We start from the raw sequence: 20,704 nt of genomic DNA on the forward strand, positions 1-20,704 counted from the left end.
GTCAATGCTTCTTCACTTGCACCATGTCCCGGGGCGCCTTCGCGTTTGTCTCGAAAGGCTCCGGGGCGATTTGAGCGCGGTCGCGTCGCTAAATGCCGAGCTTTTGTCGATCCCGGGGGTCGACTCCGCCTCGCTCAACCCGCGTACCGGCAGCGTCACGATCTACTACCAACGTGATGTCTTTGAAATTGGCACGTTCTGGGAGAGGTTACGTGAGCTCGATTATCTCGGTGACCCGTCGAGCGCTGAATCCGGCGTCCCTTGCAGGCTGAAGGAAGCGACCGTCACAAGCGCCGCCTCCGCTCTTGGCGAGGCCCTCGCATCCGCCGCGGTCAAGCATCTCATCGATCGCTCGGCATGGTCGCTGCTCAAGCTTCTTGTTTAGACGACGGCCGGGGGGCAGCCGTGCTGGCGCGCCCGTGGCGGGCTTAAGTCTCCGGGCGCTGTTGTTGCGCAAGATGGGCCTCACGCATGTCGAGATCCCGCTCGATGCGTCGCCGCGCCTCGTCGCGCAACGCGCCGCTGCGGAAGAGTTCGTTGACGCGTAGTCGCTCGGCGTCGATCAGAAGGCTTTCCACCTCATCACAGGTCGCGCCGAGACGGCTTGCGACGGCGTCGCGGTCGCTCCTGCTTTGCAGATGTTTGAGCCGCTCTCGATGCTGATGGCGCACGGCGTCGACCATTTGCGCTGAGAGGTTGCGTTCGGCCGCGAGCGCGTCCAGCCGCTCGATTGCTGCTTTCACGCCCTCCGCGCGCGCCTCATGCTCCTCGCTTCTCTCGACCTCGCGCTCCGCCCGTCCGGCATGAGAGAGCCCAAGCGCGCGGATGAGCCAAGGCAACATGAGGCCTTGCCCGACGAGGGTCAGCAGGATGACCGAAAACGTCAGAAACAGAATCAGGTTTCGAAACGGAAACGGCCGTCCGGCGGCAGTTGCAAGAGGAATGGCGAGCGCCGCCGCGAGGGAGACGACGCCGCGCACGCCTGTGAAAGCCAACACGACGGACCATTGCCATGGTGGCGCAGGGCTCCTTCTACTGAGCGCGGGAACTAGCCATCGCGGGATATAGGTCGCGGGGAAGATGCTAATGAAGCGCGCCGCAATCAGGACGCTGGCGATGACGCCGGCGGAGATCGCCAACTGCGCCGTCTCGTAATCGCCGATTCGATCGAGCACCGCGCGCGCTTGAAGTCCCGTAATGAGGAACACCATTCCTTCGATCACGTAAACGAAAAACTCCCAGAAAAACACGCCTTGCAACCTCGTGGCCGAGCTGATCAGCTGCGGGCCATTCCAACTGACATAAAGCCCGGCCGTCACCGTCGCCAGAACGCCCGAGCCGCCGAGCCGCTCAGGCGGCCAGAAGGCGACGAAGGGCGTGAGAAGGGAAAGCAAGATTTCAATCAGCGGATTTCTTACCCACCGTCTCAGTCGCAGCGTCGTCCATCCGACGCCGACGCCCCAGACAATTTCGCCGGCGACGATCGCCGCGAATGTTTCGGCGGCGTGACCGAAGGAAAAAGCGCCGGCGCTTACGGCTGCGATGGCGAAACGATAGAGGATGAGCGCGGTGGCGTCGTTCGCCAGGCCTTCGCCTTCCAGAATGACGAGAATCTGTCGCGGCAACTCCATCCGGCGTGCGATGGAGAGCGGCGCAATGGCGTCGGGCGGCGAGACAATGGCTCCCAGCACGAAGCCCACCGGCCAGTCGAGGCCCATCAGCCAATGCGCCGCCGCGGCGACGACAACCGTGGTGAAGACGACGCCCCCTACCGCCAAAGACGCAATCGGCCTCAAATTGAACCGAAACTCCCGCCAGCTCATATTGAAGGCGGAAGTGTAGATAATGGGCGGCAAAACAAACAGCAACACGAACTCCGGCGCAAGTTCGATCGCCGGAAGCCCGGGCATGAGCGCAAGCAATACGCCCGTCAGCACCAGAAGGATCGCCGAGGGTATCCTCGTGCGGTCAGCGATGATTGCGATTGCCGCAACAACGGCCAGCAACAGGATGAGCGTTTGGATGGATGACGTCATAATCGAACCAATTTGCGAGTCTGGAACTCTCCATCCGCGTACTATGAGTGCGGCTGTGTGATCGAGCAATGCGCGGCGTGAGCCCGCTGGGGAGATGGCGCTGGCGAGACCTCGCGAGAGTCGCTTCGCCGCGACGGGCGCGTGGATCGCCCAGCCAAGCAATGGTTCCTTTAAGGCCGGTCATATGCCAGGGACCGCGGCGTTCTTCACGAGACAAGAAGCGCGCGCCTCGGGACGCGCTTCTTGGCGATCGAATGACGTTTGGCTACCTTCCAGCGCCGGAGCCGCCTGCTCAGGCGCGCGTCCAGACGATAGTCAGCCTGCTCCGAAAAACATCAATCGCGTGAGGTTCGTATAGTCGCCCTCAAACGCCATCGTGCCGACAAAGACGAGAACGGCAAGCGGCGGGATCAGTATGGCGCTTACCAAGGCGAGGCGCTCCCACGCCATGTGCATGAACACGGCGACGATCAATCCAGCCTTCAACAGCATGAAGAATATTATCAACCCCCACCGCAGATAGCCTTGGAAGTTGAAGTAATCGACCATGTACGAACAGGCGCTCAGAACAAACAGGAGCACCCAAACGAGAAGGTAAAGCGCGATCGGGTGCTGCTCTCCATGAACCGCAGCGGCGCTCTGTGGAGCCGTGGCGTCTGCGTCCTCTGTCGGGGGATGAGGTTCATTCACGAGCCCGGCGCTCCGTTTTGCATCGTAGGTCATGATCGCCCTCACCAGAGGTAGAAGAACGCAAAGATGAACACCCAGACGAGATCGACGAAATGCCAGTAGAGGCCCATGATTTCGACGATCTCGTAGCGTCCTTTTCGACTGGTGAAAAAGCCGCGTTTTTCGCGGTCGTAGTCGCCGCGCCAGACCGCGCGCGCGATGATGAGCAGGAAGATGACGCCCACCGATACGTGAAAGCCGTGAAAGCCGGTTATCATGAAGAAACTGGCGCCAAATTGCGCCGCGCCGAAGGGATTGCCCCAAGGGCGGACGCCTTCATGGATGAGTTTCGTCCATTCGAAGGCTTGCATGCCAACGAAAGCCGCGCCAAAGACCGCGGTGATCAACATGAGCAGCGCCGCCTTCCGCCTCTGCCGCGCATAGGCATAGTTGACGGCCATCGCCATCGTGCCGGAGCTGGTGATCAGATCGAAGGTCATGATTGCGATGAGGATGAGGGGGATGCTCTTTCCGCCGATGTTGAGGGCAAAGATTTCGCTCGGGTTGGGCCAGTCGACGGTCGTGGACATTCTTACGGTCATGTAAGAAATGAGGAAGCAACTGAAAACGAAGGTGTCGCTGACCAGGAAGATCCACATCATCGCCTTTCCCCAGGAGGCGCTCTTGAAGGAGCGCTGATCTGAGGACCAGTCAGCGACCAGGCCGTCGAGCCCGGTCGGACGGGAGGCGTTGGCGCCCAGCGGCAGAGTGGAAGGATCGACGGTCATGCGCTTCTCCCAATCTCAAGTCAGCAGCCGGCGGCAGATGACGCCGAAATTATCCGCCCAGCCGAACAGGAGGGTCAACAGCACGAGCCAGACCCCCAGAAGAAAGTGCCAGTAAGTGGCGCAAAGCCGGATCGCGCTCGTCAATTCCTTGGGGTTGGCGCGCTGGGCGCGATTGATGAGCGTGGCGAGGGCGACAAGGCCTCCGAGAAGGTGAAGCCCATGGGCCGCGGTCAGGAGGTAGAAGAAGGCGTTCGCCGGATTCGTCGAGACGAAGTAGCCATTCGCCGCCATGTCGCGCCAAGCCCAAAGCTGGCCGATCAGGAAAAGAAAGCTCGTTGCTGCGCAGGCCGCGAGCGCACGCTTCATCCGCAAGGCTTGACGTGTCCTCGCTGCGGACTGCGCGATGTGCAAGGACGCGGAGCTGGCGACGAGCGCGACGGTGTTGAGCCAAAGGATGCGCGGCGGCGGCGGCAATTGCCAGTCGAGCGACTCCATGCGCATGAAGAAGGAAGCTGTCAGCAATAAAAACAGACATGTTGCGACCGTCATAAAGATAATGAGACCAGTCCGTGCCGGCGTCGAGCCTGGTCGTCTGCTGCGATAGGACGGCAGTTCTCCTTCATGAAGCCAAGGGGCTTCGGTCACGCCCTCCCGCCACAGCCACAGCGCGGCAAGCGAAGCGATCAGGATGAAAAACGGCCCCATGAGGCTCATTCGCGCTCTCCCTGCGATGGGGGGGCGTTTTGAGGAATGAAGTCGTCCGGCGCCCCGGGAACGCTGTAGGCGTATGGCCAGCGATAAACGATCGGCAAATCCTTGCCCCAATTGCCGTGGCCCGGCGGCGTCTCGGGCGTTTGCCACTCGAGCGAGGCGGCCCTCCAGGGGTTTCCCCCCGCCAGCGCGCCGCGCCTCAGACTGCGAAGCGCGTTGTAGAAAAACAATCCTTGTGAGAACCCGACGAAGATCGCCATGACGGTGATGAAAATATTGAGATCGACGACCGAACTCGGGACAAAGGACACATCGTTCATGTCGTAGAACCGGCGCGGAACTCCGATGAGGCCGAGGTAATGCATGGGAAAGAAAACGGCGTAAGCGCCGAGGAAGGTGATCCAGAAATGGATTTTGCCGAGGCGTTCGTCCATCATTCGCCCCGTGATCTTCGGGTACCAGTGGTAGATCGCCCCGAAAATAACCAGAACAGGCGCAATGCCCATGACCATGTGGAAATGTGCGACGACAAAAAGCGTGCCGGAGAGCGGCACGTCGACGATCACGTTGCCAAGATAGAGCCCGGTTATGCCGCCGTTGACGAAGGTAACGAGAAAGCCCAGCGCGAAAAGCATGGGCGTATCAAAGCGCAAATTCGCGCGCCAGAGCGTCAGCACCCAATTATAGACCTTCAGGGCGGTCGGGACGGCGATCGCGAGCGTTGTAATGGCGAAAAAGAATCCAAAAATGGGGTCCATTCCGCTGACATACATGTGGTGGCCCCAGACGACCATGCTCAGCACGCCAATGGCAAGAATGGCCCAGACCATCATGCGGTAGCCAAAAATATTCTTTCTTGCGTGCACGCTGATAAGATCCGAGACCATGCCGAACGCCGGAAGCGCGACGATATAGACCTCCGGGTGGCCGAAGAACCAGAAAAGATGCTGAAAGAGAATGGGACTGCCGCCGCTGTAATTGCGACGCTCGCCCATCTCCACGATCGCCGGCACGAAAAAGCTCGTCCCCAGGGTGCGGTCAAGCAACAGCATGACGCAGGCGACGAATAAGCCGGGAAACGCCAGCAGCGCCATCACCGCCGCGGTGAAGATGCCCCAGACGGTGAGCGGCATCCGCATGAGCGTCATCCCGCGCGTGCGGCCCTGCAAGACGGTGACGACGTAATTGAGGCCGCCCATCGTGAAGCCGATGATGAAGATAACGAGCGACACGAGCATCAATATGATGCCCCATTCATGTCCGGGCGTGCCGGTCAGGATGGATTGCGGCGGGTAAAGCGTCCATCCCGCTCCAGTCGGCCCTCCAGGCACGAAGTAGCTTGCGGCGAGGACGAGCGTCGCGAGCAAATACGCCCAGTAGCTGAGCATATTGACGAAAGGAAAGACCATGTCCCGCGCGCCGACCATCAGGGGAATGAGATAATTGCCGAAGCCGCCCAGAAAGATCGCCGTGAGCATATAGACGACCATAATCATGCCGTGCATGGTCACGGATTGGTAATAGACGGTCGCATCGATGAACGGGATGGCGCCTGGAAAGGCGAGTTGAAGCCGGATCACCCAGGAAAGGACGAGCGCCAGCAAGCCGATTGCAATTGCAGTGCCGGCGTATTGGATGGCGATCACTTTGGCGTCTTGTGAAAAGACGTATTTCGTCAGCCATGTTCTAGGATGATAGAGTTCGACGTCTTCGACTTCCTGCGGCGAAACGGCGCCTTGCTCTACCGAAACGTCTGCCATCGAAATCAGCTCCTGACGCGTGTTTGCGCTGCCGACAGGCTGCTCGCTCGGGACGCAACGTCACGGGCTCGACGCCCGCCGCTCCCGTGCAGCTTCGCTTCTGCGGGTCTGTGCAAAAGTCTGTTGCTTATCCAACCATTGCTCGTAGTCCGCATCCGTGTCGATAACGAGCGTCCCCCGCATTTGCGGATGGCCGGTGCCGCAATAGGCGACGCAGAGAATTTCATACTGACCCGCTTTCGTCCCCGTGAACCAGAAATAGGTTTCCATTCCCGGAACGAGATCCATCTTGGCTCGGATTTCCGGAACGTAAAAATCGTGCAAGACGTCGATCGAACGCAAGAGAACCTTGACGGGCCTACCTTGCGGCACGTGAATTTCTCCAGTTGTCACGATGAGATCGTCCTCTCCGCGCGGATCGGCGGGGCTGACGCCGAGGGTGTTGGCTCCCTCGATGAAGCGGACGTCGCTCGCGCCGAATTTCCTGTCCTTGCCCGGAAGTCTGAAGCTCCAGTTCCACTGAACCCCGACAGCCTCGAGCTCCATCGCGTCTTCCGGGGGCGTGATGAACCGGCCCCAAACGGCGAGGCCCGGAGCGAGCAGAATGACCACGGCCACGCTGGTCACGGCGCCGAGCAACAGCTCCAGCCTGCGGTTCTCTGGCTCATAGGTCGCAAGGCGTCCTGGCTCGCTGCGAAAGCGATAAAGACAGTAAGCCATGAACAAAATGACGCCGACAAAGCCCGCGCTGGTGATCCAGAACGTCAGGGCCATGGTGCCATCGATAAACCCCCAGTTCGACGCGATCGGCGTCGCGCGCCAGGGGCTCAGCACATGGAACAGCAGCGACCCCGCCACAACGAGCACCATCATCAGAGCGACGAGCATGCGGGTTCACCTCTCAGCAGCCGCCTCATGAAAGTAGAGCAGGCAGACGCCCAGGCAACGATCCGCTCACCCGCGCAGACTATCGCTGACATTGGCGCCATACACCGCCCGCGCGGCGTTTCGAGGGCTCAGCGCATAGATGAAGAAGGCGGAGACGGAGACAACAGCCATGATCACGATGAGATTGCTCAGCATGCCCGGAAATGTCCCCAGCGATTTAGCCGCCGGGCGCGTAAGCGCCATAAGCGCAATCAGCCCGATGAATCCACTCAGAAGCGCGGTAAGATAAAGCATTTCGACGGCGATCATTGCTCAGTCTCCGTTTTTGCTGGACCCGCAAGCCATTGCTTCACCTAACGCGGAGGCGCGGGAAAAGGTTCTTGGGAAACGTCTTGCCGAGCGCTCCACGGGACATGCGCGGAGACGGATTTTAGGAGTTCTTGTGCGCGCGGACGCCGCGCGTCGGCAAAAGGCGCGCGATCCAAACAACGGGGGTCTGCAAGACTCGGATAAATAAGACCGGCGCGCAGAGATGGCGGCGCCGAGCCTCGCGGGCGCATTGTGAGCGCCGCACGGGCGCCGCGTCCGTTGCGACGAGAGCGGAGGGAGCGCCGGACGTCATCGGCCGGCGCCCCTGTATTCGACGTCAGCGCGGCTGAGGCACAATGCGAAGATAGGGCTTCGGCGCTTGCCACCCGTCCGGGTAGAGTTTCTTGGCTTCCTCGTCAGAAACCGAGCCTGCGATGATCACGTTCTCGCCGGGCCGCCAATTGACCGGCGTCGCGACCCGATGGCTCGCGGTCAGCTGAAGCGAGTCAATCACGCGCAACACTTCATCGAAGTTGCGGCCCGTCGTCATCGGATAGACGAAAACAAGCTTGATCTTCTTGTCCGGCCCGATCACGAACACATTGCGCACGGTTTGGTTGTCGGCTGGCGTGCGTTGGCTCGCATCGCCCGACGCGCTCGCGGGGAGCATTCCGTAGAGCTTCGAGATGCGCAGGTCGGGATCGCCGATCATTGGATAATTTGGGGCGATGCCCTGCGTCTCTTCGATATCAGCGGCCCACTTGGCATGGTTGTCGACGGGATCGACGCTCAACCCGATGAGCTTGACGTTGCGTTTGTCGAACTCTGGCTTGATCCTCGCGACATAGCCGAGCTCCGTCGTGCAAACCGGGGTGAAATCCTTCGGATGGGAAAAAAAGACGACCCAAGAGCCGTCGATCCACTCGTGAAACCGGATGCGTCCCTGTGTCGTTTCCGCTTCGAAATCAGGGGCGGTGTCGCCTATCTGGAAAGACATCTCGACCTCCGTTGCAGGAGCCGTCCGAACCAGCTGCGCCGTGGCTCCTCCGACGCATTGCGACGACCGGGACTCGCCGAGCCTGAGTCCGCCAGCCTAGCCGTTAGAATTGTGCCCAGCGCCCGTGCGACAAGGGGCGGCTTTAGGCCAAAGCCTTTTTTGCAGAAGCTGAGCAATGATGGGGACTGCGCCCTGACCCGCTTCGTCCAGGCTGGGGAGGACTAAGCTTACGCCTCCGCCCTTGACCCGAAACAGCAAAATTGTGAAGATCACGCCGCTTATCGACCCGGGCTGATGGCCGTCGTGGGCCGGGTCGCCTGGTTACGCCGTCGTCACAAGCAGTTGCGTGTATTTGAAGCAGAATGGGCGGTTGATGGTTCGTGTGAGTTCGCGTCGCAGCCTGCTGGCGCCCGTTTGCATCTGTCTCGCCGCGCTGGCCGTCTCCGCCTGCGGCTCTCTAGCGCCGCGCGCTGTCGTTCCGGCGTCGGAGAGAGGCCGCACGGTCGTTCTCGGTCTGCCGAATGCGCGCTTTTTCGTAGATGATCCCGTCGCCATGGCGGCCGAGCAGGAGCGCGCGCTGGAGCGTGAGGCGCGGGCGCTCGGCGTGTCTAAGGGCGGCGTGCTCCCGCCGGCGCATCTTCTCTCGCTTTCCGGCGGCGGCGACAATGGCGCTTTCGGCGCGGGCCTCCTCACCGGTTGGACGAAGCGCGGCGACAGGCCGCAATTCAAGCTTGTCACGGGCGTGAGCACCGGCGCGCTGATCGCGCCCTTCGCCTTTCTCGGGCCAGACTATGACGCAGCGCTCACGGATGTTTACACGAACATCAATCCTTCGCGCGTTTACGAAAAGCGCTTCGTTCCCTATGCGGCGCTCGCGCAGGACGCCCTCTCGGACTCAACTCCGCTCTATGACACGATCGCGCATTATCTCGACGATGCGATGCTCGCCCGCATCGCCGCCGAATATCAGAAGGGCCGGCTGCTGCTGATCCAGACCACCGATCTCGACGCCGGGCGGCCGTCGATCTGGAATATTGGCGCCATCGCGGCGAGCGGCCACCCCGGCGCGCCCAATCTCATTCGCCATATTCTCCTCGCTTCGGCTTCGATTCCGGCCGCCTTTCCGCCCGTGTTGTTCGATGTGGAGGCGGATGGCCGATCCTATCAGGAGCTCCATGTCGATGGCGGCGCCGTAAGCCAGGCCTTTCTCGTGCCCCCGTCGCTGAACACCCGGGACACGCTCAACCGCTCTGGATATAAACGAAAAGGCGTAGTCGCGTACATCGTCCGCAATTCACGCTTGACGACAGAATATACCGACGTCGAACAGGCCACGCTGCCGATCGCCGAAAAGGCCGTCTCGACGATGATCAATTATAACGGCGTGGGCGATCTCTACCGCATGTATCTCGTCACCCAGCGGGCCGGCGCAGGATTCAACGTCGCCTATATCGGCGCTGATTTTCACGCGCCCCATCCGGAAGAATTCAGCCAGGCCTATATGCGCGCGCTTTATCACTACGCCTATGAAAAGGCCGTCGCGGGCTATCCCTGGGAGCATGCGCCGCCGGGCTTCCAGGCCAAGAAGTAGCGCAGATCAGCAAATCCGCGGCAGCTGCTCGCCCGCAAGCCAATCGACGATCCGCGAGCCGCCGAAGGACGACCTCATCTGAACGAAGCGCCGATCGTCAGCGACCGTGGCGCCGATGATGGCGGCGTCACGGCCCAGAGGGTGCGCGCGCATGGCGTCGAGCAGCGCCTGCGCCGCTTCCGGCGCGACGACGGCGACGAGCTTGCCTTCGTTCGCCACATTGAGCGGATCGAGGCCGAGCAGTTCACAGGCGGCCGCGACCTCGGGTTTGACCGGGATCGCGGTCTCGTCGATGCGGAAGCCCACGCCCGACTGTTGCGCGATCTCGTTCAATGTCGCGGCGAGGCCGCCGCGCGTCGGATCGCGCATGAGACGCAGCGACGATGCGGCCGCGGCGACCATCTCAGCGACGAGGCCGTGCAGCGGCGCCGAGTCCGAAAGAATTTCGCACTCGAATTCGAGATTTTCGCGCTTCGACATGATGGCGACGCCATGATCGCCGATCGAGCCCGAGAGCAGTACGAGATCGCCCGGCCGCGCCCTGTCGCCGGATAGTTCGAGCCCTTCGGGCGCGACGCCAACGGCGGCGGTCGAGATGAAGACGCCATCGGCCTTGCCGCGCTCCACCACTTTGGTGTCGCCGGTGATGACCGGAACGCCGGCGGCGCGCGAGGCCGCGCCCATGCTCTCTGCGATGCGCGCCAGATCGGCGAGCGCAAAGCCTTCTTCGATGATGAAACTCGCCGAGAGATAGAGCGGCCTGGCGCCCGACATGGCGACGTCGTTGATCGCGCCATGCACCGCGAGCGAGCCGATGTCGCCGCCCGGAAAGAACAGCGGCGAGACGACAAAAGCGTCGGTCGTCATCGCCATGCGGCCCTTGGGCGCGTCGAAGATCGACTGATCGTTTCCCTGTCGCAGCCATTCATTGTCGAGCGCCGCATGGAAAATCTCGGCAATGAGCTGCGACATCGCCCGGCCGCCCGCGCCATGCGAGAGATCGACGCGCCCGCTCTTGAGATCGAGCTTGCGGCGATAGGCTTTGACGCTCGTCACGAGGCCATCCTCTCCTCGCGCGTCGGCTCATCGAAGCGCCGATAGGTCCATTGCGCGGCGCAGGCGCCTTCCGACGACACCATGCAGGAGCCGATCGGCGTTTCCGGCGTGCAGACCGTCCCGAAGAGCTTGCAGTCGTGGGGGCGCTTGGCGCCTCGCAGGATCGCGCCGCATTCGCAGGCGGGGTTATCGCGGGCGACCGGCGTCTCAACGGCGAAGCGACGCTCGGCGTCGAACTGGGCGTAAGTCTCGCGCAAACGCAGGGCGCTCGCCGGGACTTCGCCGAGCCCGCGCCACTCGAAGCTCTCGCGCAGGTCGAAGATGTCGGCGATCTCGGCCTGCGCTTTCAGATTGCCCTGTGGCGACACGGCGCGGCCATATTGGTTCTCGATCTCGCAGCGCCCTTCGTTCACCTGCGTCGTCAGCATGACGATCGCCTGCATGACGTCGAGCGGCTCGAAGCCCGTGACGACGAGCGGCTTCTCGAACTCCGTCGCGACGAAGCGGTAGGGCGTGACTCCGATGACGGCGGAGACATGCGACGGGCCGACAAAGCCGTCGAGTTCGACGCGGTCATCCTTACTTGTCAGGATGGCGCGCATCGCGGCGGGCGTGAGCACGTGATTGCAGAAGACGGAGAAGTTCGAAAGCTGCTTTCGCGCGGCGAGACGGATTGCGAGCGCCGTCGGCGGCGTCGTCGTCTCGAACCCGATCGCAAAAAACACGACTTGCCGTTGCGGCTCCGTCTCGGCGATGCGAAGCGCGTCGAGCGTGGAGTAAACCATCCGAATGTCGGCGCCGGCCGCCTTCGCTTTCAAGAGGCTGTCGCCGCCCGACGCCGGCACGCGCATGAGATCTGCATAGGTGCACAGGATGATCTCGGGCTTGCGGGCAAGTTCGATCGCCGCGTCGATCCGCCCGATCGGCAGGACGCAGACGGGGCAGCCCGGGCCATGGATCATGCGCACATTGGTTGGCAGCAGGTCCTCGAGGCCGTAGCGCGAAATCGCATGGGTATGGCCGCCGCAAAACTCCATGAACCTATAGTCGCGGTCGGGTCGCACAATTTTGGCCAGCCGCCGCGCCATGCCGCGCGCGAGTTCTCCGTCGCGGAATTCGTCGACATATTTCATGGCGCGTCCTCGGCGATGTTCCGGATCATCGCGAGCGTTCGCTCCGCCTCCTCGGCGTCGACCTTCGACAGCGCAAAGCCGACATGCAAGATCACATAATCGCCCACTGCGACATTGTCGACGAGCGCGGTGGAAATCGTCTTGGAGACGCCGTCGAGCGAGACTTTGGCCATCTGCTCCGGCAGGAGCTCGATGACGCGCACGGGGATGGCTAAACACATGCCGCGTTCTCTTTCCTTACGCCGCCCGTCTCGAAAGCCGCCCGCGCGATCGCCGCTTGGCCGAGCGAAAGGCCGCCATCGTTGCAAGGCGCGGCGCGCGCGAGCATCGGGCTGAGGCCCCGCGCCCGCAAGGCGTCGCTCAGCCCTTCCGCCAGTATCATATTCATCATGCAGCCGCCGCCGAGCGCAATGCGGGCGAGGCCTCGCGCGCGCGCTTCCTGTTCAATCCAGGCGGCGCAGCCCTCGATGAGCGCGCCGTGGAAATATTCGGCCGCCTCCCGGGGCCCCGGCCGTTCGTCAGCGAGAAAGGCGAGGAGCGGGGAGAAATCAAGGACGCCGCCGCTGAGTTGAAAGCTCTCAGCCATGTGACGCGGCGTGCGGACGAGGGCCTCCAGCTCCATGGCCGCCTGTCCTTCGTAGCGTTGTTCGCGACAGACTCCGGCGAGCGCCGCAGCCGCATCGAACAGCCGCCCCATGCTGGTTGTCGTGGGCTCGGCGTCGCGACGCAACCGTTCCGCAAGTTGCCCGGCAAGCGGCGCGTCGGGAAAGAGATTTCGCGCCCGGTGGAGGCGCCCGGTCGCCGCCAAGGCGGCGACGCCCATGCGCCAGGGCTCGCGCGCGGCGCGGTCGCCCCCAGGCAGGGGGAGGGGCGCAAGATGGCCGAGCCGCGTCCACCGCGCGCCATCGAGCAGGATGAGTTCGCCGCCCCAGGCGCCGCCGTCGTCGCCCATCCCATAGCCGTCGAGCGCGACGCCGAGCAGCGGCCCGTCGACCCCGTGCTCCGCGGCGATCGCGCCGACATGCGCCGCATGATGCTGAACGCGCTGGAGGGGCAAATTCGTCTCTTCCGCAAATCGCGTCGAAAAAAAGTCCGGATGAAGGTCGCAGGCGGCGACGTCGGGTTCGACATCGAGGAGCGACAGGAGGCGGCGCAAGCTTTCCTCGAAGAAGCGAATGCTTTCGGCGTCGTCGAGATCGCCGATATGCGGCGAGATAAAAGCCTCGCGGCCGCGAGCCACTGTCACGGTCGATTTCAGATGGCCGCCGACCGCTACGACGCAAGGCCCCTCTGTCTTCAGATCGACAGGGTCCGGAACGAAGCCGCGCGCGCGACGCAGAAAGGCCGGGGCGCCGTCGACGATGCGCATGACGGAATCGTCGACACGGGCGACGATGGCGCGGTCATGCCCGACGATCAGGTCGGCAATCCCCGAGAGACGACGCCGCGCGTCGTGATCATCGACGACGAGAGGCTCGCCGCCGCGATTGGCGCTCGTCGCCACCAGCACGAAGCCCTGAGCTGCGCCGCGCCAGTCGTTGGACGACGGGTAGCCGGCCGCCGCGTGGAACAGCAGATGGTGCAGCGGCGCATAGGGCAGCATGACGCCGATGCGACCGAGGCCCGGAGCGACTGAAGGCGCGAGGGCGTCAGTGGAACGCATCAGCACAATCGGCGTGGCCCGATGGGCGAGCAGCGCGCGCTCGGCCGGCGTCGGCGCGGCGATGCGGTCGATTGAGGCCAAATTCGCGGCCATCACCGCAAAGGGTTTGGCGTCCCGCGCCTTGCGCTGGCGCAGCGAGGCGACGGCGCCTTCATTTCGCGCGTCGCACATCAGGTGATAGCCGCCGATCCCTTTGAGCGCGACGACCGCGCCCTGGCGCAGCGCCTCGACGATCGTCGAGACATCGGCGTCGAGCCGTGGCCCGCAGGCGGGGCAGGCGATCGCCTCGGCATGAAAGCGGCGGCTGTGCGGGTCGTGATAATCCGCCTCGCAGCGCGGGCAGAGAGGAAAATTGGCCATCGAGGTCCGCGCGCGGTCATAAGGCAGGGACGAGGCGATCGTGAAGCGCGGCCCGCAATGGGTGCAGGTGAGGAAAGGGTAGAGGTGAAACCGGCTCGACGCGTCGAAGAGCTCCTCGAGGCAGTCGGGGCAGGTCGCAGCGTCGGCGACGATGCGGGTCTTGGTCTTGCCGCCGGCGCTCTGAAGGATCGAGAAGGCGCAGTCGCCGCGCGCGTCGATTTGCTCGACGTCGACGGACTCAATGTTGGCGAGAGGCGGCGCTTCGGCCTCTAGGGCCGCAAGAAAGGCCCCACATTGCGCGCCTTCGATTTCCAGGAGCACGCCGTTGGCGTCGTTCTGCACAAAGCCGGTCAAACCGTAGCGCGCGGCGATCCGTTGCGCGAAGGGCCGGAAGCCGACCCCCTGCACGGCCCCCCGCACGCGCAGGCGCAGGCGCGCCGCCGAGTCGGGCCGGGCCTGGCGGGTCCCTGCGCGCGCCATGCGTCACCCGGCTCTCGCGGCGCTCGCGCGCGACGCCGCGACGCCGGTCCGCGCCTCGATCCAGGCATAGAATGCCGCCATGCCCTCGCCGGTCTGGGCGGAGACCACGAGCGTCTGCAGGCGCGGATTGACCCTCAAGGCGTTGGCGAGACAGGCCCCGACGTCGAAGGAAAGATGCGGCAGCAGATCGGCCTTGTTCAAGAGCATCAGATCCGCGGCGGCGAACATGTCCGGATATTTGAGCGGCTTGTCCTCCCCTTCCGTGACGGAGAGAACGACGATCTTGTGCGCCTCGCCGAGATCGAATGCGGCCGGACAAACGAGATTGCCGACATTTTCGATGAAGAGAACGCCGCCCCTGGAAAGGTCGAGCGTCTCGAGCGCATGGCCGACCATATGGGCGTCGAGATGACACCCCTTGCCGGTGTTGATCTGAATCGCCGGCGCGCCGGTCGCGCGGATGCGTTCGGCGTCGTTCGACGTTTGTTGATCGCCTTCGATGACCGCGACCGGGAACTTCAGTTTTACGTCGTCGATCGTCCGCACGAGCAGGGTGGTCTTGCCCGAGCCGGGGCTCGAGACGAGATTGAGCGCGAGTACGCCGCGCGCGGCGAAGAAAGCGCGGTTGTCCCGGGCATAGGCGTCGTTCTTCGACAGGATGTCGCGTTCAATTCGGACGATCCGGTCCTGACTCAGCCCCGGAACATGCACGCCGGCCAATCCCGCGCCGAAGTCGACGACATCGGCGCCAGGGGCGTGGGAGTGGGCATGCGAGTGGGCGTGGGAGTGGGCATGCGAGTGGGCCTGCGAGTGGGCAGGGGCGCGCCCATCGGGATCATGACGATCGCCATGGGCGTCATGATGAGGGCGATGGTCGTGCTCATGATCAGGGTGGGTATGGTCGTGGACGTGGCGGTGAGGACCCTCCGCCGTCTCCGTCCGTCCGGCCTGCCTCTCGCCCGCTTCGATCGACGTCGTTCCGCAGCCGCATACCGTGCACATCAGTCGACCTCCAGTTCTTGAATGCGCAGCTCGTCGCCCGACGTCATCTGCACACGTCGCCCGCCGCAATCGGGACAAGCGCCGAAGCGCTCAGTGAGCGGAACCGTCTTCCCGCAATCGAGGCACCAACCTTCGCCCGGCGCGCGAATGATGTCCAGCGCGGCGCCTTCCGCCACCGTGCCGCGCGCGACCGCGTCGAAGCAAAAGCTCAACGCCGCCGGCTCGACATGCGCGAGCGCCCCGATCTCGAGCCGAACGACGCGCACCCGCCCGAAGCCCTGTCGGCGCGCCTCCTCGCTGAGGATGTCGACGATGCTCTCGGTCAGCGCCATCTCATGCATGGGCCACTTCCCGAAGGTCGATCTCGAAGGCGACGCAAGGGTCGAAGACGGCCGCAAGCTGGCCGATGCGGCGGCGCGCCGCGGCGCCCGAACTGATGCGCGCCCCGAGAAGCGCCTCTGCGAAAGGCCCGGCAGGATGAAAGTTCCATTCGGTCGGCGCGACCACTGCATATTCTCCGACCCGGCCGTCCGCGTCGAGCCTCGCCCAATGATACAATCTTCCGCGCGCCGTCTCCACTGCGGCGAATCCCTCTCCCGCGCCAAGCGCGCCGGCGGCCATCCATTCGCCGGCGTCGTCGCGCCACAGCCCGGTGAGCGCCTCCTGCATCGATGAAAGCGCCGACTGCATTGCAACGATGCGCGCGGCCAGCCGCGCCGCCAGCCCCGAGCCGGCGTCGGTCTGGGCTTCGCGCCAATGGCGCGCGAAGGCGCCTGTTTCGATGCGGCGCCCCGGCAGCGCCGGCAGGGCGGCGAAGCGCGCCCCGCCTTTCGCGAGCGCCTGCGCGACGGCGAAGTCGTCCGACGACGAAAGCGCGTCGGGCGCCTTTGTGCGAAGAAAGGTTTGGCGCTGCGCGTCGTCAAGAAGAGCCGCAAGAAAGCTTCCGCGCTTTGGCGCTGGCCGGCCCTCAGCGACCACGCCAAAGGCTTTGGCCGCATTCGAGAGCTGGTCGACGGCGGGCGCCAGTTCCGCGAGCGGCGCCTGGCGCCGGCATTGGTTCGCGAGGACGCGTGAGGCCGACATGGCCTCGCGCAGGGGCGTGGCGATGGCGGTCACATCCGACGCCCAGCCCAGCGCCGTCGCGCGCAGCGATTCCGACAGGTGCTCAGCGGCGAGCCCGATGACGTCGCACTGGGTAGACGTTGTCTCGGCTCCTCTCGCGGCGGCGATGGCGCACCGCGCCGCGATTTGGTGCGAAAAGCCGCAGAGGGTGAAGAGCTGACCCGCAAGCGCGAAAATTTCCTCGTCGTTACGCCCGGCAAACAGGCGGGGGGCCAGTTCCGCCGGTCGCGTCGACTGGATCATGACGGAAGCCGCGCGCCCGTCGGCGTCGATGTCGAGGCCGATCTGGATCAGGCCTGTCCCAACGGGCGCGTTCACGGCGGCGCCTCCTTGGCGCTGACCAATTGCCCGCGCAGCAGGGCGCGGCGATCCACGCTGGCGGGCGCCGGCCCGAGCTCGTCCAGCATGGCTGGATTGAACAGCGCCGAAATGGCCGCGGCCGCCGTCTCCCGCGCCGCCGCCATGTCTGCGAATCCGAACATGGGCGAAAACAGGGAGCAGGAATATATCACGCCGAATCCCTCGAGGGCGCCGCAAATGAATTCGACGTCCCCGGCGGGCAGGGTGATGGACAGACGGCCGCCAGGACGCCCCTCCTGCGGAGAGTCCGGCGCCGCCGCCAAAACAAGATTCATGAACCAGGGCGTTACGATCACGCCGAGGGCTCTCTCGCCGAAGCCGCGAAAACCGACCGCCTCCACGTCGAGCGCCGCGTTGCAGATCGAGACGCCCTGCATGGGTCCCGAACGAATCTCGGCGTAAAGGGACGCGAGTCGCGCGCCGATCGCCTGCGCCGCCTCATCCCTCATGGCGGAATCGCAGAAATTTGTCGCGCGGCGCGTCGCATGTCGGACAGCGCCACTCCTCCGGCAATCGTGAAAAAGGCGTGCCCGGCGGGATCTGCCAGACGGGATCGCCTTCCGCCGGATCATAGACGCTCCAGCACACGCCGCACTCCATGCGCTCGGTCGCGGCGGCGTCTTCCGAGCGGGAGGGGTCGACGCTCATTGAAAGTAGGCCTCGTGAATTTCGCGCAGACGCTCGGCCGAGTCGTGAAAATCCTCGTCCGCCGCGCAGGCCGCGAGCGGCGGGTCGCCGATTTCCAGCGTATCGAGAATAATCGCGTCCATCGCGTTGAAAAACTGCACCGACCAGACGTTGCGAACGCCCGTCGCATGGACCCGGCAGCTTCCGTAGCCCCGCGAGACGAGGCGGACAGGCCCGTCGCCGAGCGTCTGCTGCAGAAACTGCATATCGGCCTCATTGACCGGCAGCAGCGAGAAATTGATGACATGCGGCGGATCGCCGGGCCGATGCGCAGCGCGGCGGGCGCGGATTTCAGCGAGGAGAGGCATGACGTTCATCGCGTCGGCGGGCGGGACGCCGATGTCGATTATTGTCCTGGCGAGTTCGGCCGCTTTGCGCACCGCCTGCGGTATGGCCGCGATTTCCAGATAATCGGCGATGCACGCGCCCCCTTCGTCGGTGAAGCGCACGCGCCACAAGCCGGCCAAAACCGACTCCTGAATTTGCGCCACGACGCCGTCCGTCAGCGCGGCGACGCCGGCGACCTCGCCCGCCCCGAGCAATTGCGAGAGCAATTCCCGATCATCCGCCGGGAGGTCGGTGATGTCGAAGAGGCGCGCCGGCGCCGACGCCTTCTGCGCGGCGAGCGCGTCGGCGACCCGGGGCAGGAGGCCGGCGACGGAAGGACAGCGCGCGATCAGCTCCTCGGCCGAGCGCGTCGCGAGAAAATTGATACGGCGCGTATCCGCAAGCGCATCGTCGCCGCCGATCTTTGCAAGCGTCACCGCTTCCTCGGCGCCTTCCGGCGCGACCCAGAAACCGACTTTCACGCTGTCGCTCCCTTGTAAGCGGAGGTGATGGCGACCCGTGGCGCAGCTTGTGCGAGCGGTTGCGCCGCCGGATCGAGGAACGCCTCGATCTTCTGCACATAATCCGCCCAGTCGCGGACCCGCGGAATGACGCCGATCGTCACGCCGGCGCGGATGACCGCGAGAGAGGGGAAGACGTCGACGTGATAGACCTGTCCGAGCGTGCGCTCGGCCCCCAAGGCGACGACCGCGCCCCGCAAACGTCCCTGAAAAGCAGCCAGAAGCTCGGGGAAAATCACCGCGACGTCGGCGGTCTCGGGCCGCTGCGCCGGATCGCCGGGGAAGAACAGAAGCACTGCTTCGTTGCGGCCGCCGCCGAGCGCATCCGCGGCGCTCCTCTCGTCGATGATCGGAACGCCGGCGCGCTCCAAAACGCCGGATGATGGCATGACGCTCTCCTAGTCTCTCGGTTTGTGCAGGAAGGCCGGGAGTTGTGGTTCACGATCGACGAGATCGGCGAAGAAATGCTCGAAACCCTCTCCGTTCAGCGCCGCCTCCAACCCGTCGAGCGCGGCGTCGATCGCCGCCGCCTCGGCCGGGTCGAGAACGCGCATGGCGGCGCTAAGATGAACGAGCACGCGCGCGCCCGGTGGTTGGGCGCCGACGAGCAGCATCGAGACGACCGCCGTCTCGCCCTTGCGCGCGCAGATCGCCTGCGCGGCGTCGCCCGAGAGAACCGTCATTGGAAAACCGAGGCACATGGATATCAGCCGCGCCGCCGGCGCAAAGCCCGGCCGGCGGCCTCAGTGGCGAAAAGGCCCATCCGCCACAGCGCTGCGACGAGCGCGAGAACGAGCGCCGGATGCAATGGCTGCGCCGCCGTGTCGGCGACGACATGAGGATGAAGGTGGGAGCCCTCATGCGCCTGGGCGCCACACATTGCGGCGGCCAGGAGCAACATCGCCGCGCCAGTTCTTGAGAATAGATTCATACCCTCTCCTCCGTCCTTCAGAGGCGCCTTTCATAGCTTCGATGGTCGATGTCGTTTGCGAGCAGCGCCGGCGCGCATTCGGACGGCGGGCGCGGCGTCAAAGCGACGCCCCATTCGGCGAGCAACGCAACGGCGGCGTCGATCGCTGGCGCGATGGCGGCGTGCACGGGCTCGGTGAGCGGCCCGCCCCAGTTCTCGAGGTCGAGGGGCTGGCAGCCGACGAGCGCGATTTTCTCCGGGTAGCGGCCGAGAAGATCGGCGGCGCTGAGCACCTCCTGGAACCCGGTCTGATGCAGGCTCATCTTCTTCGAGCCCGTGAACTTCGGAACCTCGTCGTCACGCACGATTTTCAGCGCGCCCGGCGCCAGGCCGTAATCGACGGCGTCGAAAACGAGAAGGCGATCGGCCTCCTCCACGAAATGGACGAGATAAAGACCCTGCGTGCCGCCGTCGAGGATCGTTACGTTCTCCGGCGCTGAGAACCGCCGATGAAAGGCCTCCGCGGCGCGCACGCCAAAGCCTTCGTCTCCCCACAAGATGTTCCCGATGCCGAGAACGAGGATTCGTGGCGCGCTCATCGTCGTCACGCTGCTTCTTCGTCTCTGAAGATGCGCTCGCCCGTCACCATCGAAGAGATGATGCTTTGGCGACTTACGATGTCCTCACGCACCGCGGCGTAGATGTGAATGATCGTGAAGACGACGAGCGCCCACATGCCGAGATGATGGAAAGTGTGCACCTCTTGGCTATTCGGCCAGATTAGGAAGACCCAGCCGAAAGCCTTGTGCTGCCAGGAGTCGATCCCTTCGCCTTCCGAATAGAGCGCGAAGCCGGTCACGATCATGAAAACGATCGGCACGGTGAACAGGGAAAACATCATCAACTGCGCCAGCGGATTATGGCCGACATATTTCTTCGGCGCCTTGGCGAGGAAGAGATACCATTTCGCCTCGTGCAGCACTTCCCACCAAAAGTCTTTGCTCCAGAAGGGCACGTAAAAGATCTGCCGGCAGTGCGGACTGCCAGCGAAAACCCAGTAGAGCCGCAAGAGAAAGGCGACGGCAAGGATCTGTCCCGCCGAGAGATGCGCGAAGCGAATGTAGCCCATGAGGAAATGGGCGCTGGCCTCGCCGGGCGCGCTCGGCGGCGGGCTCGCGATGAAATAGCCCGTGACGAACAGGACGATAATGCACAGCGCATTGACCCAGTGCCAGATGCGCACCGGCGCCTCATAGACATATACGGTCTGGCGTTGAACGGCGCGCGCGCCATGCGCGTCGCCGACCCCCGAGACATGGACGCTGTCGAACATG

25 protein-coding genes are annotated in these 20,704 nt (G+C 64.1%); 2 read left to right on the forward strand and 23 right to left on the reverse strand.

Features of this window, described 5'->3' with window-relative positions:
• Nucleotides 1-4: 4 nt before the first annotated feature.
• Nucleotides 5-385 carry an HMA2 domain-containing protein gene (locus RVU70_RS09660; protein WP_363345677.1) on the forward strand — a complete coding sequence of 127 codons (381 nt, stop codon included), beginning with the start codon at nucleotides 5-7 and terminating at the stop codon, nucleotides 383-385.
• A 43-nt stretch (nucleotides 386-428) separates the two neighbouring features.
• Here RVU70_RS09660 and RVU70_RS09665 read toward each other — a convergent pair whose 3' ends face one another.
• The 8 genes from RVU70_RS09665 to RVU70_RS09700 form a co-directional block, all read right to left on the reverse strand.
• On the reverse strand, nucleotides 429-2,036 hold the full coding sequence (locus tag RVU70_RS09665) for a Na+/H+ antiporter (protein ID WP_363345679.1): 1,608 nt from the start codon (nucleotides 2,034-2,036) through the stop codon (nucleotides 429-431).
• A 315-nt stretch (nucleotides 2,037-2,351) separates the two neighbouring features.
• On the reverse strand, nucleotides 2,352-2,759 hold the full coding sequence (locus RVU70_RS09670) for a cytochrome C oxidase subunit IV family protein (protein ID WP_363345681.1): 408 nt from the start codon (nucleotides 2,757-2,759) through the stop codon (nucleotides 2,352-2,354).
• A gap of 8 nt (nucleotides 2,760-2,767) precedes the next feature.
• Nucleotides 2,768-3,493 carry a heme-copper oxidase subunit III family protein gene (locus RVU70_RS09675; protein ID WP_363345683.1) on the reverse strand — a complete coding sequence of 242 codons (726 nt, stop codon included), beginning with the start codon at nucleotides 3,491-3,493 and terminating at the stop codon, nucleotides 2,768-2,770.
• A gap of 15 nt (nucleotides 3,494-3,508) precedes the next feature.
• Nucleotides 3,509-4,207 (reverse strand): cytochrome c oxidase subunit 3, encoded by a 699-nt coding sequence (locus RVU70_RS09680; protein ID WP_363345685.1) that lies wholly within the window; start codon nucleotides 4,205-4,207, stop codon nucleotides 3,509-3,511.
• Nucleotides 4,204-5,964 carry a cbb3-type cytochrome c oxidase subunit I gene (locus RVU70_RS09685; RefSeq protein ID WP_363345687.1) on the reverse strand — a complete coding sequence of 587 codons (1,761 nt, stop codon included), beginning with the start codon at nucleotides 5,962-5,964 and terminating at the stop codon, nucleotides 4,204-4,206. Before RVU70_RS09685 ends, RVU70_RS09680 begins: the two co-directional genes overlap by 4 nt.
• A 60-nt stretch (nucleotides 5,965-6,024) precedes the next feature.
• The gene (locus RVU70_RS09690) at nucleotides 6,025-6,852 is read right to left on the reverse strand and encodes a cytochrome c oxidase subunit II (protein ID WP_363345689.1); all 828 of its coding nucleotides are present in this window, start codon (nucleotides 6,850-6,852) and stop codon (nucleotides 6,025-6,027) included.
• 66 nt (nucleotides 6,853-6,918) lie between these two features.
• The gene (locus RVU70_RS09695) at nucleotides 6,919-7,161 is read right to left on the reverse strand and encodes a hypothetical protein (RefSeq protein ID WP_363345691.1); all 243 of its coding nucleotides are present in this window, start codon (nucleotides 7,159-7,161) and stop codon (nucleotides 6,919-6,921) included.
• A 337-nt stretch (nucleotides 7,162-7,498) separates the two neighbouring features.
• Nucleotides 7,499-8,158 (reverse strand): peroxiredoxin, encoded by a 660-nt coding sequence (locus RVU70_RS09700; RefSeq protein ID WP_363345693.1) that lies wholly within the window; start codon nucleotides 8,156-8,158, stop codon nucleotides 7,499-7,501.
• A 373-nt stretch (nucleotides 8,159-8,531) separates the two neighbouring features.
• Between RVU70_RS09700 and RVU70_RS09705 the strand changes: the two genes are divergently transcribed.
• Nucleotides 8,532-9,749 carry a patatin-like phospholipase family protein gene (locus RVU70_RS09705; protein ID WP_363345695.1) on the forward strand — a complete coding sequence of 406 codons (1,218 nt, stop codon included), beginning with the start codon at nucleotides 8,532-8,534 and terminating at the stop codon, nucleotides 9,747-9,749.
• A 6-nt stretch (nucleotides 9,750-9,755) separates the two neighbouring features.
• Here the strand turns inward: RVU70_RS09705 and hypE are convergent, their stop codons facing one another.
• Genes hypE through cybH form a run of 15 tightly spaced genes read right to left on the reverse strand, consistent with a single transcriptional unit; the run spans nucleotide 9,756 to nucleotide 20,703 of the window.
• Complete coding sequence (gene hypE / locus RVU70_RS09710; protein WP_363345697.1) at nucleotides 9,756-10,805, reverse strand: hydrogenase expression/formation protein HypE; 1,050 nt, start codon at nucleotides 10,803-10,805, stop codon at nucleotides 9,756-9,758.
• A complete protein-coding gene (hypD, locus tag RVU70_RS09715) occupies nucleotides 10,802-11,938 on the reverse strand; it encodes a hydrogenase formation protein HypD (RefSeq protein ID WP_363345699.1) in 1,137 nt (378 codons plus the stop codon). The genes hypE and hypD overlap by 4 nt, the downstream gene beginning before the upstream one ends.
• Nucleotides 11,935-12,159 carry a HypC/HybG/HupF family hydrogenase formation chaperone gene (locus RVU70_RS09720; protein WP_363345701.1) on the reverse strand — a complete coding sequence of 75 codons (225 nt, stop codon included), beginning with the start codon at nucleotides 12,157-12,159 and terminating at the stop codon, nucleotides 11,935-11,937. The genes hypD and RVU70_RS09720 overlap by 4 nt, the downstream gene beginning before the upstream one ends.
• Nucleotides 12,150-14,441, reverse strand: coding sequence for a carbamoyltransferase HypF (gene hypF, locus RVU70_RS09725; protein WP_363345703.1), 2,292 nt, complete (start codon nucleotides 14,439-14,441; stop codon nucleotides 12,150-12,152). Before hypF ends, RVU70_RS09720 begins: the two co-directional genes overlap by 10 nt.
• 3 nt (nucleotides 14,442-14,444) lie before the next feature.
• Nucleotides 14,445-15,443, reverse strand: coding sequence for a hydrogenase nickel incorporation protein HypB (gene hypB / locus RVU70_RS09730; protein ID WP_363345705.1), 999 nt, complete (start codon nucleotides 15,441-15,443; stop codon nucleotides 14,445-14,447).
• Nucleotides 15,443-15,784, reverse strand: a complete 342-nt coding sequence (gene hypA, locus RVU70_RS09735) for a hydrogenase maturation nickel metallochaperone HypA (protein ID WP_363345707.1) — start codon at nucleotides 15,782-15,784, stop codon at nucleotides 15,443-15,445. Before hypA ends, hypB begins: the two co-directional genes overlap by 1 nt.
• Nucleotides 15,777-16,883: a nickel-dependent hydrogenase large subunit gene (locus RVU70_RS09740; RefSeq protein WP_363345709.1), complete on the reverse strand. Its 1,107-nt coding sequence runs from the start codon at nucleotides 16,881-16,883 to the stop codon at nucleotides 15,777-15,779. The genes hypA and RVU70_RS09740 overlap by 8 nt, the downstream gene beginning before the upstream one ends.
• Nucleotides 16,880-17,374, reverse strand: a complete 495-nt coding sequence (gene hybE, locus RVU70_RS09745) for a [NiFe]-hydrogenase assembly chaperone HybE (protein WP_363345711.1) — start codon at nucleotides 17,372-17,374, stop codon at nucleotides 16,880-16,882. The genes RVU70_RS09740 and hybE overlap by 4 nt, the downstream gene beginning before the upstream one ends.
• Nucleotides 17,364-17,573 (reverse strand): rubredoxin, encoded by a 210-nt coding sequence (locus RVU70_RS09750; RefSeq protein WP_363345713.1) that lies wholly within the window; start codon nucleotides 17,571-17,573, stop codon nucleotides 17,364-17,366. Before RVU70_RS09750 ends, hybE begins: the two co-directional genes overlap by 11 nt.
• Nucleotides 17,570-18,421 (reverse strand): hydrogenase expression/formation C-terminal domain-containing protein, encoded by an 852-nt coding sequence (locus RVU70_RS09755; RefSeq protein ID WP_363345715.1) that lies wholly within the window; start codon nucleotides 18,419-18,421, stop codon nucleotides 17,570-17,572. Before RVU70_RS09755 ends, RVU70_RS09750 begins: the two co-directional genes overlap by 4 nt.
• Nucleotides 18,418-18,849: a hydrogenase accessory protein gene (locus RVU70_RS09760; protein ID WP_363345717.1), complete on the reverse strand. Its 432-nt coding sequence runs from the start codon at nucleotides 18,847-18,849 to the stop codon at nucleotides 18,418-18,420. The genes RVU70_RS09755 and RVU70_RS09760 overlap by 4 nt, the downstream gene beginning before the upstream one ends.
• Nucleotides 18,850-18,858: 9 nt before the next feature.
• A complete protein-coding gene (hypC, locus tag RVU70_RS09765; protein WP_363345719.1) occupies nucleotides 18,859-19,161 on the reverse strand; it encodes a HypC/HybG/HupF family hydrogenase formation chaperone in 303 nt (100 codons plus the stop codon).
• A gap of 5 nt (nucleotides 19,162-19,166) precedes the next feature.
• Nucleotides 19,167-19,391 carry a hypothetical protein gene (locus tag RVU70_RS09770; RefSeq protein WP_363345721.1) on the reverse strand — a complete coding sequence of 75 codons (225 nt, stop codon included), beginning with the start codon at nucleotides 19,389-19,391 and terminating at the stop codon, nucleotides 19,167-19,169.
• Nucleotides 19,392-19,408: 17 nt separating this feature from the next.
• A complete protein-coding gene (locus RVU70_RS09775) occupies nucleotides 19,409-19,969 on the reverse strand; it encodes a HyaD/HybD family hydrogenase maturation endopeptidase (RefSeq protein WP_363351288.1) in 561 nt (186 codons plus the stop codon).
• 5 nt (nucleotides 19,970-19,974) lie between these two features.
• Nucleotides 19,975-20,703: a Ni/Fe-hydrogenase, b-type cytochrome subunit gene (cybH, locus tag RVU70_RS09780; protein WP_363345723.1), complete on the reverse strand. Its 729-nt coding sequence runs from the start codon at nucleotides 20,701-20,703 to the stop codon at nucleotides 19,975-19,977.
• Nucleotide 20,704: the final 1 nt, after the last annotated feature.

It is taken from the genome of Methylocystis echinoides, from assembly GCF_040687965.1.
Taxonomy (GTDB): Bacteria; Pseudomonadota; Alphaproteobacteria; order Rhizobiales; family Beijerinckiaceae; genus Methylocystis; species Methylocystis echinoides_A.

Coding starts and splice junctions, on each gene's coding strand:
- RVU70_RS09660 (WP_363345677.1), top strand. CDS start 5: ATGCTTCTTCACTTGCACCATGTCCCGGGGCGCCTTCGCGTTTGTCTC.
- RVU70_RS09665 (WP_363345679.1), bottom strand. CDS start 2,036: ATGACGTCATCCATCCAAACGCTCATCCTGTTGCTGGCCGTTGTTGCG.
- RVU70_RS09670 (WP_363345681.1), bottom strand. CDS start 2,759: ATGACCTACGATGCAAAACGGAGCGCCGGGCTCGTGAATGAACCTCAT.
- RVU70_RS09675 (WP_363345683.1), bottom strand. CDS start 3,493: ATGACCGTCGATCCTTCCACTCTGCCGCTGGGCGCCAACGCCTCCCGT.
- RVU70_RS09680 (WP_363345685.1), bottom strand. CDS start 4,207: ATGAGCCTCATGGGGCCGTTTTTCATCCTGATCGCTTCGCTTGCCGCG.
- RVU70_RS09685 (WP_363345687.1), bottom strand. CDS start 5,964: ATGGCAGACGTTTCGGTAGAGCAAGGCGCCGTTTCGCCGCAGGAAGTC.
- RVU70_RS09690 (WP_363345689.1), bottom strand. CDS start 6,852: ATGCTCGTCGCTCTGATGATGGTGCTCGTTGTGGCGGGGTCGCTGCTG.
- RVU70_RS09695 (WP_363345691.1), bottom strand. CDS start 7,161: ATGATCGCCGTCGAAATGCTTTATCTTACCGCGCTTCTGAGTGGATTC.
- RVU70_RS09700 (WP_363345693.1), bottom strand. CDS start 8,158: ATGTCTTTCCAGATAGGCGACACCGCCCCTGATTTCGAAGCGGAAACG.
- RVU70_RS09705 (WP_363345695.1), top strand. CDS start 8,532: ATGGTTCGTGTGAGTTCGCGTCGCAGCCTGCTGGCGCCCGTTTGCATC.
- hypD (WP_363345699.1), bottom strand. CDS start 11,938: ATGAAATATGTCGACGAATTCCGCGACGGAGAACTCGCGCGCGGCATG.
- RVU70_RS09720 (WP_363345701.1), bottom strand. CDS start 12,159: ATGTGTTTAGCCATCCCCGTGCGCGTCATCGAGCTCCTGCCGGAGCAG.
- hypF (WP_363345703.1), bottom strand. CDS start 14,441: ATGGCGCGCGCAGGGACCCGCCAGGCCCGGCCCGACTCGGCGGCGCGC.
- hypB (WP_363345705.1), bottom strand. CDS start 15,443: ATGTGCACGGTATGCGGCTGCGGAACGACGTCGATCGAAGCGGGCGAG.
- hypA (WP_363345707.1), bottom strand. CDS start 15,784: ATGCATGAGATGGCGCTGACCGAGAGCATCGTCGACATCCTCAGCGAG.
- hybE (WP_363345711.1), bottom strand. CDS start 17,374: ATGAGGGATGAGGCGGCGCAGGCGATCGGCGCGCGACTCGCGTCCCTT.
- RVU70_RS09750 (WP_363345713.1), bottom strand. CDS start 17,573: ATGAGCGTCGACCCCTCCCGCTCGGAAGACGCCGCCGCGACCGAGCGC.
- RVU70_RS09760 (WP_363345717.1), bottom strand. CDS start 18,849: ATGCCATCATCCGGCGTTTTGGAGCGCGCCGGCGTTCCGATCATCGAC.
- hypC (WP_363345719.1), bottom strand. CDS start 19,161: ATGTGCCTCGGTTTTCCAATGACGGTTCTCTCGGGCGACGCCGCGCAG.
- RVU70_RS09770 (WP_363345721.1), bottom strand. CDS start 19,391: ATGAATCTATTCTCAAGAACTGGCGCGGCGATGTTGCTCCTGGCCGCC.
- RVU70_RS09775 (WP_363351288.1), bottom strand. CDS start 19,969: ATGAGCGCGCCACGAATCCTCGTTCTCGGCATCGGGAACATCTTGTGG.
- cybH (WP_363345723.1), bottom strand. CDS start 20,703: ATGTTCGACAGCGTCCATGTCTCGGGGGTCGGCGACGCGCATGGCGCG.